This is a genomic window from Parabacteroides massiliensis (assembly GCF_900155425.1).
GTDB lineage: Bacteria > Bacteroidota > Bacteroidia > Bacteroidales > Tannerellaceae > Parabacteroides > Parabacteroides massiliensis.
In genome coordinates, this window is record NZ_LT700189.1 from 1 (window position 1) to 16718 (window position 16718).

The 16718-nt window shown below is 43.2% G+C and carries 9 protein-coding genes and 1 pseudogene; 8 read left to right on the top strand and 2 right to left on the bottom strand.

Features of this window, described 5'->3' with window-relative positions:
• The 8 genes and pseudogenes from BQ9893_RS21505 to BQ9893_RS00040 all read left to right on the top strand — a co-directional run.
• Positions 1-249 (top strand): annotated as a pseudogene (locus BQ9893_RS21505) (hypothetical protein); the annotation flags it as partial.
• Between the two features lie 626 nt (positions 250-875).
• Positions 876-1799, top strand: a complete 924-nt coding sequence (locus BQ9893_RS00010) for a FecR family protein (protein ID WP_244155009.1) — start codon at positions 876-878, stop codon at positions 1797-1799.
• A 110-nt stretch (positions 1800-1909) separates the two neighbouring features.
• A complete protein-coding gene (locus tag BQ9893_RS00015; protein ID WP_075964175.1) occupies positions 1910-5422 on the top strand; it encodes a TonB-dependent receptor in 3513 nt (1170 codons plus the stop codon).
• 11 nt (positions 5423-5433) lie between these two features.
• Complete coding sequence (locus BQ9893_RS00020) at positions 5434-7215, top strand: RagB/SusD family nutrient uptake outer membrane protein (protein ID WP_075964176.1); 1782 nt, start codon at positions 5434-5436, stop codon at positions 7213-7215.
• Positions 7216-7330: 115 nt separating this feature from the next.
• On the top strand, positions 7331-8221 hold the full coding sequence (locus BQ9893_RS00025) for a sugar phosphate isomerase/epimerase family protein (RefSeq protein ID WP_075964177.1): 891 nt from the start codon (positions 7331-7333) through the stop codon (positions 8219-8221).
• Between the two features lie 73 nt (positions 8222-8294).
• The gene (locus tag BQ9893_RS00030) at positions 8295-9551 is read left to right on the top strand and encodes a Gfo/Idh/MocA family oxidoreductase (protein ID WP_075964178.1); all 1257 of its coding nucleotides are present in this window, start codon (positions 8295-8297) and stop codon (positions 9549-9551) included.
• Positions 9552-9602: 51 nt separating this feature from the next.
• Positions 9603-13058, top strand: coding sequence for a DUF1080 domain-containing protein (locus BQ9893_RS00035; RefSeq protein WP_075964179.1), 3456 nt, complete (start codon positions 9603-9605; stop codon positions 13056-13058).
• Positions 13059-13231: 173 nt separating this feature from the next.
• Positions 13232-15598 carry a sensor histidine kinase gene (locus BQ9893_RS00040; RefSeq protein ID WP_075964180.1) on the top strand — a complete coding sequence of 789 codons (2367 nt, stop codon included), beginning with the start codon at positions 13232-13234 and terminating at the stop codon, positions 15596-15598.
• Between the two features lie 9 nt (positions 15599-15607).
• Here BQ9893_RS00040 and upp read toward each other — a convergent pair whose 3' ends face one another.
• Both upp and BQ9893_RS00050 read right to left on the bottom strand, forming a co-directional pair.
• On the bottom strand, positions 15608-16261 hold the full coding sequence (upp, locus tag BQ9893_RS00045; RefSeq protein WP_075964181.1) for a uracil phosphoribosyltransferase: 654 nt from the start codon (positions 16259-16261) through the stop codon (positions 15608-15610).
• A 108-nt stretch (positions 16262-16369) separates the two neighbouring features.
• Complete coding sequence (locus BQ9893_RS00050) at positions 16370-16660, bottom strand: HU family DNA-binding protein (protein ID WP_075964182.1); 291 nt, start codon at positions 16658-16660, stop codon at positions 16370-16372.
• Between the last annotated feature and the right edge of the window lie 58 nt (positions 16661-16718).

Here is a 16718-nt window from a genome sequence, read left to right on the forward strand (position 1 = left end):
ACGCAAGCCGGTTTGAAAGGGTTTAATCGCAAAGGTCGTTTTGTTTTTCTTTCTACTTGTATAGATACATATTTGTTTGATTTGGAGTTCGTTTACAAAGCATGTCATCATCCAGCTTTGGTTATAGAGGAAATTCCGGTGAAGTTAAGAGAAGCTGTCTGTTTTCCGGTATTTGGAATTGAAACTTATTGGAAGGAGCTTTTACGGGTTTGTATATCAAGTAGAGATGAAAAGTTTAAACAGGTTTGAAACCAAGTTTGCAGATGATGTTATAAGTAAAAACACGCAGGGAACCGACACCTGGCACTTTTGTTTGTATCTCTCTAATAAACATTCAATTAAAGAGTGTCGGTTGGGTTTTGCAACCGGCACTGAACCGACACCTTTTTGTTTCCGGAGGTTTGTCCGGAGTTTCCTCGTTTCCACGGTGCAACTGATGCGGAATATGCCGGAAACTAATTCGAAAGTCATAGTAAACTAATTCAAAACATATAGCATATTGCTGATATGTAGTACTACCTATCCTCCTTATGTGGTACTACCTATTGTCGATTGGTAGTACTACATAAAGTCGATTGGTGGTAACTACTAACAGATACTTTACTATATGTTTTCATTTAGTTCTTCGGATGATTTGACTTAGTTTGTGGCAGGAAACGGATTAGTTTGTCCGGTTGCCTGAGACTGAAACTACTGATTTGTCGTAAGTGATTAATTATTAATAGCCTTGTTTGTCTGTGGAATAATTGTCTATTAATTGATGAAAAAAAAATGCATTTTTGCTCAGTATTTTTCTGAAGTTGTTCGTTTAGTATAAGTAATATGAACTAAAAATGGATTTTGATTATAGACTTTTAGCAAAATATTTGACAGGAATGCTTTCTCCTGAAGAAATGAAGCAGGTGGAAGAATGGCGTGCATTATCAATTGATAATGAAGAAGTTTTTTCTGAATTAATAAGGCTTCGTGTTTCGTGGAAGTTTACTCAATATAATACGCCGGAGCGTATTGAAAAGGCATTGGATGGATTGAATGCCAAGATAAATAATAGAAAGCGGTTTCAGGTATTCCGTACTGTAATGAGGTATGCAGCTGTGATTTTGCTGTTGTTTTCTTTCTCTTATGTAGGATGGAATTATTTGAAGCCCGACCGTTATGTGACGGTTACGGTGAAACAAGGGGAAGATGTGAAAAAAATCGTGCTTGCGGATGGTTCTTCTGTTTGGTTAAAGGCCGGTTCGTCATTGAAAATTCCGGAAACTTTTGCCAAAAACGATCGTAAACTCTCCTTGCAAGGAGAAGCATTCTTTGACGTTGCAAAGAATGACCAACTTCCACTGTATGTCTCAACGAATTATGTGAATATCAAGGTTCTTGGAACTGCTTTTAATGTAAAGACAGACGAGAAGCGGCAAAACGTAGAAACCGTTTTGACAAGAGGTAAAGTTGCTTTGCTCGATAAGCAATGGAACGCAGTTTTAGACATGTCACCGGGAGAAAAGGTGACATACAACAGCAATAAGAACGAATATACCACAGAGGTTGTGGATGTGAATATCTGTACGGCGTGGCGATTGAACCAGTTTGTCTTCGAAAATGTCACATTGAGGGAAATAGTCAACCAACTCTCCGTAAAATTTAATGTGAACATAAACCTGGAATCAACGAAGCTTGCCCGGCGTAAGTTCCGATGTGTGATCAATGAAGATGAAAGTTTACCTGATATCTTGAAACTCTTGAAGTATTTGGCTCCCATCCAATACCGGATAGAGGGGAAAGAAGTCTTTATATATGAATAATTAAAAGTGAATGCCTATGAAGAAATAGTAGATTGGAAAAGTAAAGTTAACACACACAACAAAAAAACTATAACTAGAAAAATTAGTACTAACATTATTGAATCACATGTATGATTAAAAATGCATCAATTGCTACATTAGCAATGTTTTTATCAGCTGCATCGCCTGCTATGGCGACAAGCGATGCGCATTCTTTGTATGTGAATCTGGAACTGGCCCTAAACCAAACGACTGTTGGTGCCGTCATACAAAGTATCAGTGAACAGACAGGGTATGAATTTTCTTATGATGAAACTTTATTATCGAAGAAAATTTCCAAAGTCTCTGTTAATCTAAAAAATGAACATATAGAAAATGTTCTGAAAGAGGTGTTTAAGAACACCGGTATCTCTTATAAGATCGTAAATAACCGTGTATTCCTGAAGGATAATAGTGTAAAAAAGATGAAACAGACAGAGGTCGTTTCGAACGGAATACAACAAGAAAAACGTACGATATCCGGGGTGATTGTCGACAAGGATGGTTTGGCGATAATCGGTGCGAATGTTACGCTTGAAGGAAACAAAGGAGTCGGTACAATAACGGATGTAGACGGAAATTTTGTCTTGAATGAAATACCGAATGGCGCCACTCTGCTTGTTTCTTATATCGGTTATAAAGATCAAAAGATTAAGATCGAAGGAGGACAAAATTCTTATCGGATAACGCTGTTAGAAGATACTCAGAAATTGGATGAAGTTATTGTGATTGGCTATGGTGTCGAAAAAAAGGTCAATCTGACAGGTGCAATAACCAATGTAAAGACAGAAGAACTGTCGACGATTTCAACGACTAACTTGTCAAACACTTTGGCCGGACGCGCACCGGGTTTGACAATTGTCGGTAGTTCCGGTTTTATGGGAGCCAGTTCTGAAATTCGTATGCGTGGTAGTTTTGGGGATCCGTTGTTTGTCATCGATGGGATTATCCGCGACAAGGCGGCGTTTGATGCTCTTGAACCCAATGAAATCGACCAGCTTAGCTTTTTGAAAGATGCTGCTACGGCTTCTGTTTATGGTTCCAAAGCAGGAAACGGTGTTGTATTGGTTACAACGAAATCCGGTGTGGATGCAATGGGAAAACCGAAGTTTGAATATCAGGGATCTTATACATTCAACAGGCCGACGCGTAAGCTCTTCTCTGATGAAATGAGCGCTTATAAAGAATTGGTGTATCAAAATCTGGTGGCTGAAGCCAATGGTTTGCCGATACCCAATAATGAAGAAGAAATGGAGTATGCAAAAACACATGATTACAATGTCAATGATTTGATTTGGCAAAATCCGTGGAACACGAAGCACTCCATCAGTGCAACAGGAGGAACGGAAAAAGTAAAATATTATGTGTTAGGTAATTTTATTAGAGAAGAGGGTTCTTACAAGAACTTGGAAAATAATAAATATTCTTTCCGTTCAAATTTGACGGTGAATTTATCTAAATATATATCTTTGAATGCCAATGTGTCTGGTTATCAAAAAAATGACAGACGGTTTAATTGGCCGGGCAGTGAGGATGATAGTGAAGATATATTTGACTTTTACCGGACTACGTTTAACTGTTTGAGAACAGTGCCTTCTTACGCTTATTTGGATGGAACTCCGGCAAATGAAAAAACAGATTATCCAGTTTACCCGGATGTAAGTAACTTTAAAGGTTGGAATGTCGCAGACGTTGTGTTAGGTGACCGTTATATCAAAACACGTAGACGCAATGTGAATGGCATTTTGTCTTTAAACATTGATTTGGGTAAGTTTTTACCGGGATTGTCAACTAAGGTTACGGGAAATTACATTATAAATGACTATGCCCGTAAGAAATATATGTCTCACCAGAAAGCATACAACTTCCAGTCTGGAGATCCCAATAACCGATTTGTGCCAGGTCCCCTGGATTTGAATAAGTATAATATTTATACGTTCGGTTCTAACTATGAGAGCTTGACTTATGGCGCTCGCCAGTTCTGGAATGAACAATTCGACTGGACATTGAACTACAAGAATTCATTCGGGAAGCACGAAGTTGGCGGAATGATCACTTTTGAACAAGCAGAAAGCCAGGGAGAGGCAATCTATGCTACAGCCAATGAACCTTTGACGAACTACGACCAGTGGTTTGTATATTCTACAGATCCAGAGAGACGGACCGTGTCTGTCAATGAATCTGAAAATTTAGGCTCGCATCTTTCTTGGATCGGACGTGCAACTTATAATTATGATTCCAAATATATGGCGGAATTCTCATTCCGGTATGATGGAAATAATAAGTTCCCGAAAAATCATCGATGGGGCTTTTTCCCTTCTGCATCTCTTGGATGGCGTATGAGCAGGGAAGCTTTTATGGAAAATGCTTCGGGATGGCTTGATGATTTGAAAGTGCGTGTCTCTTATGGTACGACCGGTAATGACTTGAATACGGCTAATAATTCGATCGGTTATTTCCAATATATAGAAAAGTATACAACGGGTAGTAGTTATCTGTTTGGAAAGGGATTGGCAAATGGTATTCAGACGGGTAGCATGCCGACTACTGATTTGACTTGGGCGACTTCGGCCACTATTAACGGTGGATTGGATTTCACCTTGTTAGGCAATAGATTGAGTGGAACGATCGATGGTTTTTATCGGAAAGAAACAAATATTTTGGGTTCCCGGACCACTACGTTACCAAGTACTTATGGTGCTACTTTAGCTCCTGAAAACTATGCAGAACGTTCATGGAGAGGTGGAGAATTAACGTTGAGTTGGAGGGATAAAATAAAACAAGGTATGAATTATTCCTTGTATATGAATATCGGATATTCTAAAGACCGTTGGGATGTCTTGGACGAATCTGTTATTTATATGACTGGTAATCTTAAGGACTTGTCTTTGGTCGGCATGTCGGCCGGACGTATCGTCGGACTGAAGGTAGACCATTTGCTGACAGATCAAGCTGAAGTGGATGAGTTGATTGCCAAAGGTTTTAAACAATATGGCCGAGATCCTTATTTGGGTGGGCTTTTGTTCCAGGATACTCGTGGTGATGGCTATTCTTTAGGACCGGATGGAAAGATTGACGGAAATGATGCTTATAACTTGTTAAGTGAAAATGGAACTCCCCGTATCAATTATGGTTTCGGTGGAAGCTTTAGCTGGAAAGGTATAACGATCGATATGCACTTCCAGGGAGTGGGTAGCTATGATCGTCTGATCGGTTGTAAAGCAACCAACGGTATGCCGCAATATGGTGGAAACACTCGTCCTTATTATCCGATTTGGACAAGCGAGAAGTGCTGGAGTCCGGAAAATCCGAATGGAGTTTATCCGCGGGTGATCGGTAAGAACCAGTATGAATCGGGTTATGGAAACACGGATTTCTGGATGCGTAATGGTGCTTATGTCCGTTTGAAGAATTTGAATATAGGGTATGATTTACCGGCTTCGATCTTACGTCCGTTAGGATTGCTCCAGGCTCAGGTGTTTATGAATGCAACGAATTTGTTTTCTATCTCAGCTATGAATGAATTCATGGATCCGGAGCAAAAATATTATGATTCATTCCCTTTGATGAGATCATTTACATTTGGACTTAACTTTTCATTCTAAAAATTGAAATTATGAAACTGAATAAATTAAAACATTCATTGGTCGGTTTAGCAGCCGTTCTGTTGTTTGATGGATGCAATAGCTTAGATATAGAGAATTTATGGAATTATGATGCAAATTTGGTTTGGAATGATGATAATCTGGCTACTGCGTATGTGACAGACCTTTATGGTGATATTTTTTCGGGTTGGAGTACCGGTGCGGATAATACGGCCGAACAACAGACTGGAATTCCTTTTATGTTGAGTACGATTACGACTTCCGGAGGCGGTTATAAACGTTGGAATTATACGAACATACGTAATATCAATTTAGGAATCGAATCTTTGGCTGAAGGGACTTGTTCCGAGTCTGTTAAAAACAGTTTGACCGGACAAATGCTCTTTATGCGGGCCTATCAATATGGCGAAATGATTGTTTATCATGGAGGAATGCCTTATATCACAAAAGCGCAGGATAAAGATAAGGACGATCTGTATGTGACCCGGAATTCTACAGCCGAATGCTTTGATCTGCTCATAAAGGATTTGGATGATGCCATCAGTTTGCTTCCGGCAAAAGCGAAAGGAAACGACTATGGACGCATAGACCAGTGCTTTGCGAAATCCTATAAGGCGAAGATGTTACTTTATAAGGCTTCTCCGCAGTTTAACCCCTCAAACATGTATGATAACAGGTATTGGAGTGAAGCTTACGAGGCTGCAAAAGAGGCTTATGACTTTTGTATCTCTCAAGGAATAAAACTGACGAATAAATATAGCGACAACTGGTTGGTGGATGGAAACTCGGAGGTCATATTCCCTATCATATATAGCAATCCTGATAAAACGGCAGGTTGGGAGAATACGATTCGACCGGCTTCATTGAGTCGTAGTAATGCAAGTAACACGCCGACTTGGGATATGGTGAAAGCATTCCCGATGTTAGATGGCAAAAGGTTTGATGATCCGACCGGCAAGTATTATGCAGGAAATGAGGAAGACTTTTTGCAGAAATTCTGGAAGAATAGAGATCCTCGGTTTGAAGATTGTATTTTGTATAATGCCGAGTTGTATCCCGTGGCCGGGACATTGACCGGATATCGCCAATACACATCTGTCGGAATCGCCGTTCGAGAAGATTCATATGGAATCAACCCGAATGTAGGAAGTACGGCAACGCAAAATGATGCTATTAGTGGCATGTATGTCCGTAAAGGCTCTGATGTTTCTTTAAGTCAGGATTTGGTATCTACTTTCGATCATGATTATCCGTTTATGAGATTAGCGGAAGTGATGTTTATTTATGCAGAAGCAGCGAATGAAACGGGACACCAGGATGTGGCTGTCGATATGTTGAAGCAAATTCGGAAACGTGCAGGGATCGAAGCCGGAGAGGATGGACTGTATGGATTGAAAGTCGGTAGTCGCGAAGAAATCCGGCAGGCAATTTTGGACGAACGCAATGTGGAACTGTGCTTTGAAGGACATCGTTTTATGGATCTTAGAAGAACACGCAATATGATGCAGTTGAATGGATTGCAGAAATTTGGAATTGAAGCGATTGCCATTAATGAAGATGGATCGGAAATGGCGATAGCGGAGGCCAAAAAAAGAGCGGATTCCTATTCGTTGACTCCTGATAATTTCAAATATGTTCTTAGAATGGTTCCGATCAGTGCCATTGCAGAAAATAAATTTTTAATTCAGGAATCCTATTATTTCTTCCCGATCCAGGAAAGTAAAATATTGGAAAACCCGAATCTCGAACAAAATAATAATTGGGGCGGAACTTTTAATCCGACAATGGAATAAATTATTACTTTTGTAATAGCAAATAATGAAGAGGGAGACCAAAAAAGAATAACAACCTTTTGGTTGTCCCTCTTTTTTTATAGTCATAATTTATTAACTTAATCTGTATCAGGCGATGAAAACTAAATTTTCTTTATTAATTTTTGCTTTGTTGTTTTTGTGTTCCGGGTTGAAGGCCCAAGAAAAGATAACGATAGGGGTTATTCAATATGATTTGAGCGATATTGATAAAAGCTTTAAAGAATTGCATGAACAAGGGTTCGGCTCTTGCGAACTGAATTATAGGAAGAATACGCTAACGAAAGAATTTGCAGAAAAAGTAAAGGCTGCATCCAAAAAACATAATATTAAGGTGACAACGGTTGTCGGTGTTCCGGGAAGCAAAAACCGATGGAATTTCAGACAAGGACCGGCTACGATCGGTTTGGTCCCGAAAGAAGAACGGGCAGAAAAGATTAAAGTATATCACGAAATGATCGACTTTTGCCAGATGGCAGAAATTCCCGCCATGCACTCTCACTTCGGTTTTATACCGGAAGATCCCTCTTCAGAACAATATAAGGACTTCATCAATGTCATGCAAGACTTGGCGAATTATGCCAAACAGCGCGGTGTGATGATCTATTTCGAGACAGGGCAGGAAACGCCGACGACTCTGATCCGTACCATTAAGGACATCGCCACCGGCAACGTGTTCATCAATTGCGACCTGGCCAATTTGTTGATGTACGGGAAATCGAATTCTCTGGATGCCGTGAAGTTGTTCGGCAGCCTGATCAAAGAATTTCATGCAAAAGACGGTAAATATCCGGATCCGAACAATCCGTATGAGTTGGGAGCAGAAGTGCCCATCCCTACCGGAGAGGTGAATTTCCCGGCTGTCATAGCCGAACTGAAGAAGCAAGGGTTCCAGGGAGCATTGACGATTGAATGTGAACTGAATGGAGCAAGACATGATTATGTCGTAAAAACACGCGAATATCTGCAAGGATTATTGGAAAAGTAGTATATTTGTCTGATATTTGTTTTATTTTGAAACAATTAGAGTAGCTAATCTATATAAATTATTATTTTTTACTATGAGAACAAGCAGAAGAGGTTTTCTGAAAACCCTTGGAGGGGTTGCACTCTTTTCGATTGTACCGCGCCATGTGTTGGGAAACGGGTATATCGCTCCGAGTGATCAATTGACTAAAGGTATTATTGGTACCGGAGGAATGGGTAGAGGCCATGTCAATTATGCCGGTACACGTTTGGTTGCCGTTTGTGACGTTGATAAAAATCACCTTGAATTGGGGAAGAATTTGGTGAAGGAAAAAATAGCCGCTTATCATGATTTCCGCGATTTGATCCTGGACCCGAATGTCGATATCGTGCACATCGCCACTCCGCCTCATTGGCATGGCATCATGTCTGTCGAGGCCGCTAAAGCCGGAAAAGACATCTGGTGTGAAAAACCGATGACCCGTACGATCGGTGAAGGAAAACGCGTGATGGAAGCCGTACAGCAATACGGACGTATGTTCCGCCTGAATACATGGTTCCGTTTCAAGGACCAGTTCTACGGATTGGGAACTCCCGTCAAACCGTTGAAGAAACTGGTGCAAAGCGGGCTGTTGGGATGGCCGTTGAAGGTGACGATCAGTGCGCATACCGGTTTCAACTGGAAATTCTACTGGGTAGGAAAAGAATATCTCGAACCGCAACCGGTTCCTTCAGAGTTGGATTACGACATGTGGCTCGGCCCGGCTCCTTATAAACCTTATAATGCACATCGTGTACACCAGACTTTCCGTGGATATTGGGATTATGACGGTGGCGGACTCGGAGATATGGGACAACACTATATCGACCCCGTACAATATATATTAGGTAAAGACGATACCAGCCCCGTTAAAGTGGAAGTGGATGCTCCTCAACAACATCCGGACGCTGTCGGTACGTGGCGTTCCATCACTTATACCTATGACGATGGTTGCCAGATAGTCCTCTGGGGTGGTGATTTCGGAGATCCGAATACGCCGTATATTGCCGGACCGAAAGGAAATGTTTATAAGAATTTCGTATGCGATATCCCTGATTGGGAAAAGAAACTGGCCGACTTCCCCGAACCCGAACCGCAGGTTACGGACTTTATCGAATGTGTGAAGACGCGCCAACCGTTTGCCCTGAACGAAAAGAACGGTTTCCGTTCGGCAACGATTGTCAATATGGGAGCTGTGGCTCTACGTTTGAACCGGACACTGAATTTCGACCCTGTAAAACTTGAATTTATTGACGACGAGGCTGCAAATCGTTTGCTGGACCAGCCGATGAGAGCTCCTTGGAATATCTAATTAATTGACAATTGATAGTTGGCAATTGACAATTACGTAAAATAAAATAAAATGAGAAAAGCATATATATCAATAGCTGCCTTACTGTTATGCGGAAGCATGCTGATGGCGCAGACTCCGGCCAACCGTACGGCCAAAACGACCGCAGCCGATGTGTTGGCTCAGATGCCTGCGGCGAAACAAGCGGCATACAATAAACTGATTGGTGATTTGAGTTCTACCGGCGAAGAGGGTGTCCTGCTGCTGGTAAACATGATAAACGCTCCGGGCAAAGGCAATAATGCGAATGTAGATTACGCTTTGAGCGGCTTGACGCATTACGTCATGGCGAAAGGGGAGGAAAACGCCCGGTTAGTGACTGCCAATGCTTATCTGAAAGCTTTGGAAATGGTGAACGAGCGCGAAACAAAAGCATTCATTATCCGCCAGCTTCAGATTTTGGGAAAAGACGAATGCATAGATGCACTGGCTTCTTACCTGAATGATGAGTCGTTGAGCGGTCCTGCTGCCCGCGCACTGGCTGCCAACGGCAGCGAAAAGGCCGGACAGGCTTTGGTTGCAGCCTTGAAGAGCCGTTCGGGTTCTCCCAAAACACAAAAGGATGTGATCCGTGCGATTGCCGATGCTCAGGTGAAAGAGGCGGAAGCTGTCTTGTTGACCTTGCAAGGAGCAGCCGATCCGGATATGCAGAAAGATGTCTTGTACGCCTTGAGCCGTGTCGGTGGTATTAATTCGATGCCGGTTTTGGCGAAAGCAGCCGAGAAGGCCGGCTACACGATGGAAGTGACCGGTGCCAACGAAGCCTATATCGCATTGTTGAAACAATTGGTTCCGAGCAATCGGGATGCGGTGATGAAAGCCGCAAAGAAATTGCAGAAAGATGCAGTAAAAGCCGGACAGGAACAGACACGGGAAGCTGCCCTGCAGATACTTTTGGCAGCCGAAGAACCGGCCAAAGTATCTAAGATGATCATCGCCGCCATGAAAGATCCGAGCAAGAACTACCGGAACGCGGCTTTGAGCTACGCGTCGGACTTTGCCGATAAGGAACTGTATATCGAATTGATGAAAATGGTTCCGAAAGCCAAACCGGAACTGAAGGTAGACATCTTGAACTGGATCGGACGCGAAGCCAAGAATCCGTCCAAACACGATGTTATCCGGGATCTGGAAATACGTTTCGACCTTCCTGCCAAGCAAATCTTGCTGGAGCAGCTCGGCGATGCTAACTTCGATGTGAAGCAGGCTGCCACCTGGACATTGGTGAAGATAGGCGATAAGTCCTATATCCCTTCGTTGGCTGAATTGTTGAAGAGCGACGACAAGCAAGTTGTCCTGTTGGGGCAAGATGCGTTGGCTGCCTTCCCCGGAGATATCGACGGTGCGGTGGCTAAAGCTGTCTCTTCTGCTGCCAATGAAGGTAAAATAGCCGGACTCGAATTGTTGGCCATGCGCAAGGCAACCGCCAATATCAACACGGTGTTGGATCAGATCCAGACGGGTTCTCCCGAAGTGAAAGCTGCGGCTTATGTAGCCTTGAAGGATGTGGTGGGAGAACGGGATATAACCAATATGTGCGGAATGCTGGAAACGGCTGATGCATTGGCTGTTCCTCCTATGCAACGGGCTGTTATTTCGGCTTTGTCCTCTCTTTCTGCTGCCGACCGGGTCGAAACGGTGACGCGCCGTATGTTGCAGGCCGGCAATAAGGACTATTTGTATTACCTGGTGTTGGCTTCTACCGGCCAACCGGATGCTTTGGCAACGATCGTGAAGGGGTTCCGTTCCAATACGGGTGTCAAACGTGATGCTGCCTTCGAAGCTTTGCTGAACTGGAAGGGTATCGAAGTGGCAGACGAATTGTATGCGATCTGCAAGGAAAATCCTTCTTCCAATTATTTTGATCCGGCTCTAACCGCTTATGTGAAATTGGTTTCCAATCCGGCGTTTACAGGTGAAAACCGTTTGTTAAGCCTGCGTAAGGCAATGGAAATAGCCAAAACGGATGCACAAAAGAATGCAATCTTGCAACAGATAGAGAAGACAGGAACATTCTTGGGTATGCTGTATGCAGGAGAATTCTTGGATCAGAAACCCGTGCAACAGGCTGCTGCCAATGCTGTCATGAATATTGCTTTGGGTAATAAGGAATATATGGGCACGAATGTCCGTGCCTTGTTGAACAAGGTGATGGAAGTACTTGACAATCCGGATGCCGGCTATCAGAAGGAAGCGATCAAGAAGCATCTGGCCGAAATGCCGCAGGGCGAAGGATTTGTTTCTTTGTTCAACGGCAAGGATCTGACCGGTTGGAAAGGTCTGGTGCAGAACCCGATTGCCCGTGCGAAGATGAAACCGGCACAGTTGGCCAAGGAACAGGCAAAGGCCGATGAAAACATGCGTCGGGATTGGAAAGTCGAAGATGGCCTGTTGGTATTCGAAGGTAGCGGTTACGACAACCTGTGTACGGAAAAGCAATACGGCGACTTCGAAATGTATGTGGACTGGATGCTTGATCCGGCCGGTCCCGAAGCGGATGCCGGTATCTATCTGCGTGGTACGCCTCAGGTACAGATATGGGATACTTCGCGTGTGAACGTAGGTGCGCAGGTCGGTTCCGGTGGATTGTACAACAACCAGGTGAACGAAAGCAAACCTTCGAAAGTGGCGGACAATAAGCTGGGCGAATGGAACAGCTTCTATATTAAGATGGTCGGTGACCGCGTAACGGTCGTGCTGAACGGCGAGAAAGTCGTGGATGATGTGATCCTGGAGAACTATTGGGATCGTAAACTCCCGATCTTCCCGATCGAACAGATCGAATTGCAGGCTCATGGCAGCAAGGTGTATTACCGGAATATCTATGTAAAGGAACTGGAACGCAAGGAGCCGTTCAAACTTTCGGCAGAGGAAGAGAAAGAAGGGTTCAAGGTTTTGTTTGACGGCACGAATATGCATGAATGGACAGGCAATACAGTCGACTATACTTTGGAGGACGGTTGCATTTCCATGATCCCGAGCAAGAGCTACGGCGGTAATTTATACACAAAGAATGAATACGGAAACTTTGTGTACCGTTTCGAGTTCCAGTTGACGCCGGGTGCCAATAACGGTGTCGGTATCCGTACCCCGATGGAAGGAGATGCCGCTTATGTCGGTATGGAGATCCAGATTCTGGATTGCGAACATCCTATTTATAAGAATATTACTCCTTTGCAGCATCACGGTTCCGTTTATGGCATTATCCCGGCCAAGGCAGACCATCATGATGCATTCAAACCTGCGGGCGAATGGAATTATGAAGAGATTGTGGCCGATGGCGATAATATCAAGGTGACGGTCAACGGTGTGGTGATCATGGAAGGTAATATCCGCGAAGCAACGAAGAACGGTACTGCCGACCATAAGAAACATCCGGGCTTGTTCAATAAGAAAGGACATATCGGTTTCTTGGGACATGGTTCTCCCGTTAAGTTCCGCAATATTCGTATTAAAGAGCTGAAATAACGCTTTTTTATCTATAGTTAAATAGCAGCATAGGCAGAAATTTGCTTATGCTGCTATTTTTTTTGTGTGGTAAATAGTATGTAGAAAATCCTTGAATATTAGGGGAAATAAAATTTGTCGGTTCGGTTTATTATCACGACTTTTGTGCGGAAGATAATAAATAACTCATATTCATGGATGCAGACCAGTATCAATTAATATTAGACAATGCTCAGGTTGGCTGGTGGAAAGCCGATTTAGAAGAAGGGTGTTATATTTGTTCGGATTATTTGATCAGTCTCCTGGAATTGAAGGGAGCGAAAATCCTTATGGCTGATTTTCTTTTGTTGATCCGTGAAGACTATCGGGACCGTATTGCCAGCGAGTTCGCTTTTTTTAAGGGTATCGGCATATATGAACAGATCTTTTCACTAAAAACTTGTTATGGGTATAGGTTTGTCCGTACAAAGATTTGCAAATGGGAAAAGGCTACTGATGGCAAATTGACCATATTGGGAATTTTACAGTTGATCCCTTTCAGCGAAACGGAAGAGAACAGGCCTGTGAACGGGCAGGTCGATAGTGTTCTAAGGCACTTGGGGAGTTTGTCGCGTGCCTTGTATTCCTTTATCCAGACAAATGATTTGCATAAATCGATCCATTCGGCCCTTACGGAGATTCTGTTTTCGATCGATACGAAAGGTCGTGCATATATTATGGAATATGAGGATGAAGGGTTGGTCGGTTGTACGTATGAGGTGTGCAATGAAGGGGTTGAACCGGTCCGTTCGTCTCTGCAAAATATTCCGGTCGCGACATTGTCTTGGTCTACAAAGAAAATTCAAAATTTATATCCGATCCTGATCAATAATCTGGATGAATTACCTCCTGAAGCGGTTGAGGAAAAACGTTACCTGAAAGCACGCGGAACATGTTCTCTGATATTAATCCCATTGATAATCAAAGGTGAATCTTGGGGGTATATGGGAATCGATATAGTAGATAAATATCGCATGTGGAGCTTGGAGGACTATCAATGGCTATCGTCCATTTCCAATATCATCAGTATAATAACGAAGATGGCCCGGACCAACGAAGCGTTGGACCATAGCGAGAAATTGCTTCGGAACATATATACCAATATTCCGGTCGGGATCGAACTGTATGATAAGAACGGTTATCTGGAGGATCTGAATAATATGGATGTCGAGATATTCGGCCTTCCCTCCAAAGAATCTGCTTTAGGTATCAATATCTTTGAAAATCCGATAATAAACGATGAAATACGAGAAAAACTAATTCGCAAGGAACCGGTCTCTTTTCACATGGATTATTCATTTAAAACGATCGAGGACAATTGCTTTTATCCGACAATGAAGAAAGGAACGATCGATATTTTTACGAAAGTCAGCATGTTGTATGACATACATGGCGATTTGATTAATTATATGTTTATCAATCTTGATAATACGGATAGGGCTGTCGCTTATAACCGTATCGAAGAGTTTGAGCATTTCTTCAGTTTGGTCAGCCGTTTTGCAAAAGTCGGGTATGTTAAATTCGATTTGTTAAATCATGATGGGTATGCTATCGGGCAATGGTATCAGAATTTGGGTGAAAAGGATGGAACGCCGTTATCGGAAATCATAGGTGTTTATAAGCACATCCATCCTGAAGACCGGAAGGCTATGCTTGATTTCTTTGAGCAGGTAAAGGTTGGGCGGGCTGATAGCATTCGGAAAGAATTAAGAGTGAGGCATGGGGAGGGTTGGCGTTGGACTCGTGTGAATGCAATGCGTAATACGCTCTCTGCCGACCCGGCGAAGTTGGAAATGATCAGTGTGAACTATGACATCACCGAACTAAAGGAAACACAGATGATGCGCGAGAAAGCGGAGGAGTTGGATCGTTTGAAATCAGCATTTCTTGCCAATATGAGCCATGAGATACGGACTCCGCTGAATGCTATTGTCGGTTTCTCCACGTTGCTGGTCGATACGGACGATCCGGAAGAAAAGAAGTTGTTTGTCGGGATTATCCAGAAAAACAACGAACTGTTGTTGCAACTGATCTCCGATGTGCTGGATCTGGCAAAGATAGAATCCGGCATAATCGAATTGAAGTTTGTCGATGTCGACCTGCGGGAACTGTGTAAAGAACTGGTTGTTTCGATGCGTATCAAAGTACCTGCTGAAGTCGCGCTTTGTGTGATTTCGGACCTGCCGCCCTGTATTATACGTTGTGATAAGATGAGGCTGACACAGATCATATCCAACTTGATCAATAATGCCATCAAGCACACCGGAAAGGGGGCAATCATGCTTGGTTATGAAGTTCGGCAGGATGAAATAGAGTTCTCTGTGGCGGATACCGGAGACGGCATGTCGCCTGAAGTGCAGCAACATGTGTTCGACCGCTTCTATAAGGGGAACAGCTTCAAGCAGGGAACAGGATTGGGGCTTTCTATCTGCAAGAGCATAATAGAACAGATAGGTGGAAAAATCGGGGTAGAGTCCGAGGAAGGGAAAGGGTCCCGTTTCTGGTTTACTTTACCCCGTTAGATTTATTCCTTATTCTTTTTCACCGTAGGACAAATCGCCGGCGTCGCCCAATCCGGGAACGATATAAGAATGATCGTCCAGTTCGTCGTCGACAGCCGCTACCCACACGGTTGTGAGCTCGTCCGGCATTTTACGTTTGATATATTCGATCGCTTGCTTGCTGGCAATGATGGAAGCGACATGGATATGTGCCGGGTGGCCTTTGGTGCGCAACGCTTCGTAGGCCAGTTCCATGGAACTGCCGGTAGCCAACATCGGGTCTGTTATGATCAATGTCTTGTCTGTTAATCGGGGAGAAGCGATGTATTCGATATGAATATCGAAGTTCAGGCGGTCCTTGTATTTTCTGTAAGCCGAAACGAATGCATTTTCCGCATTGTCCAGGTAGCTGAGGAAACCTTGATGGAAGGGAAGCCCGGCACGCAGGATCGTGCTGATGACGACAGAATCGTCGGGTGTGTTCATCGGTGCGATTCCCAAGGGAGATTGAATACCTTTTGTGCTGTAGGTAAAATTTTTACTGATTTCGTAAGCCATAATTTCACCGATTCGCTCGATGTTACGACGGAAGCGCATGCTGTCTTTTTGTATATTGACATCGCGCAATTCTGCGACAAACCGGTTTAACACCGAGTTTGATTCTCCAAGATTAACTATTTTCATGATTAGAATGTCATTTTTTCGGCGCCGAAATTACTCATAATTTGGATAGGTCGCAAAAAAGAAGGCAACCTTTTTTAGATTGCCTTCCTTTGTCAGGTAAAAAAAGTATCACTTCTTTTCTCCGGGTTTGTTAATTGCGTCCAGCAAATATTTGCCCGGTTTGAATTTCACGGTTGTTCTGGCTGGAATCATAACCGGGGTTCCAGTCTTGGGATTACGAGCTAAACGCTCAGTCTGCGGACGCGGTATGAATGTACCGAAACCGATCAATACGATCTCTTCGTTGTGAGACATAGCTTCGGTTACGATCTCAACATAAGCCTCCAGCATGCCTTTCGCTTTTTGTTTTGATAATCCCGATCTTAGGGCCAGAGCCTCAATTAAATCTGATTTGTTCATGAATGTTTTTAATTAATTAATGATATTCAAGGCAAATGTACGCTTTTCATTGATATGT

What these genes read in the sequence shown, in the direction of transcription:
- BQ9893_RS00010 (WP_244155009.1), top strand. Translation starts at nt 876, where the DNA reads ATGCTTTCTCCTGAAGAAATGAAGCAGGTGGAAGAATGGCGTGCATTA.
- BQ9893_RS00015 (WP_075964175.1), top strand. Translation starts at nt 1,910, where the DNA reads ATGATTAAAAATGCATCAATTGCTACATTAGCAATGTTTTTATCAGCT.
- BQ9893_RS00020 (WP_075964176.1), top strand. Translation starts at nt 5,434, where the DNA reads ATGAAACTGAATAAATTAAAACATTCATTGGTCGGTTTAGCAGCCGTT.
- BQ9893_RS00025 (WP_075964177.1), top strand. Translation starts at nt 7,331, where the DNA reads ATGAAAACTAAATTTTCTTTATTAATTTTTGCTTTGTTGTTTTTGTGT.
- BQ9893_RS00030 (WP_075964178.1), top strand. Translation starts at nt 8,295, where the DNA reads ATGAGAACAAGCAGAAGAGGTTTTCTGAAAACCCTTGGAGGGGTTGCA.
- BQ9893_RS00035 (WP_075964179.1), top strand. Translation starts at nt 9,603, where the DNA reads ATGAGAAAAGCATATATATCAATAGCTGCCTTACTGTTATGCGGAAGC.
- BQ9893_RS00040 (WP_075964180.1), top strand. Translation starts at nt 13,232, where the DNA reads ATGGATGCAGACCAGTATCAATTAATATTAGACAATGCTCAGGTTGGC.
- upp (WP_075964181.1), bottom strand. Translation starts at nt 16,261, where the DNA reads ATGAAAATAGTTAATCTTGGAGAATCAAACTCGGTGTTAAACCGGTTT.
- BQ9893_RS00050 (WP_075964182.1), bottom strand. Translation starts at nt 16,660, where the DNA reads ATGAACAAATCAGATTTAATTGAGGCTCTGGCCCTAAGATCGGGATTA.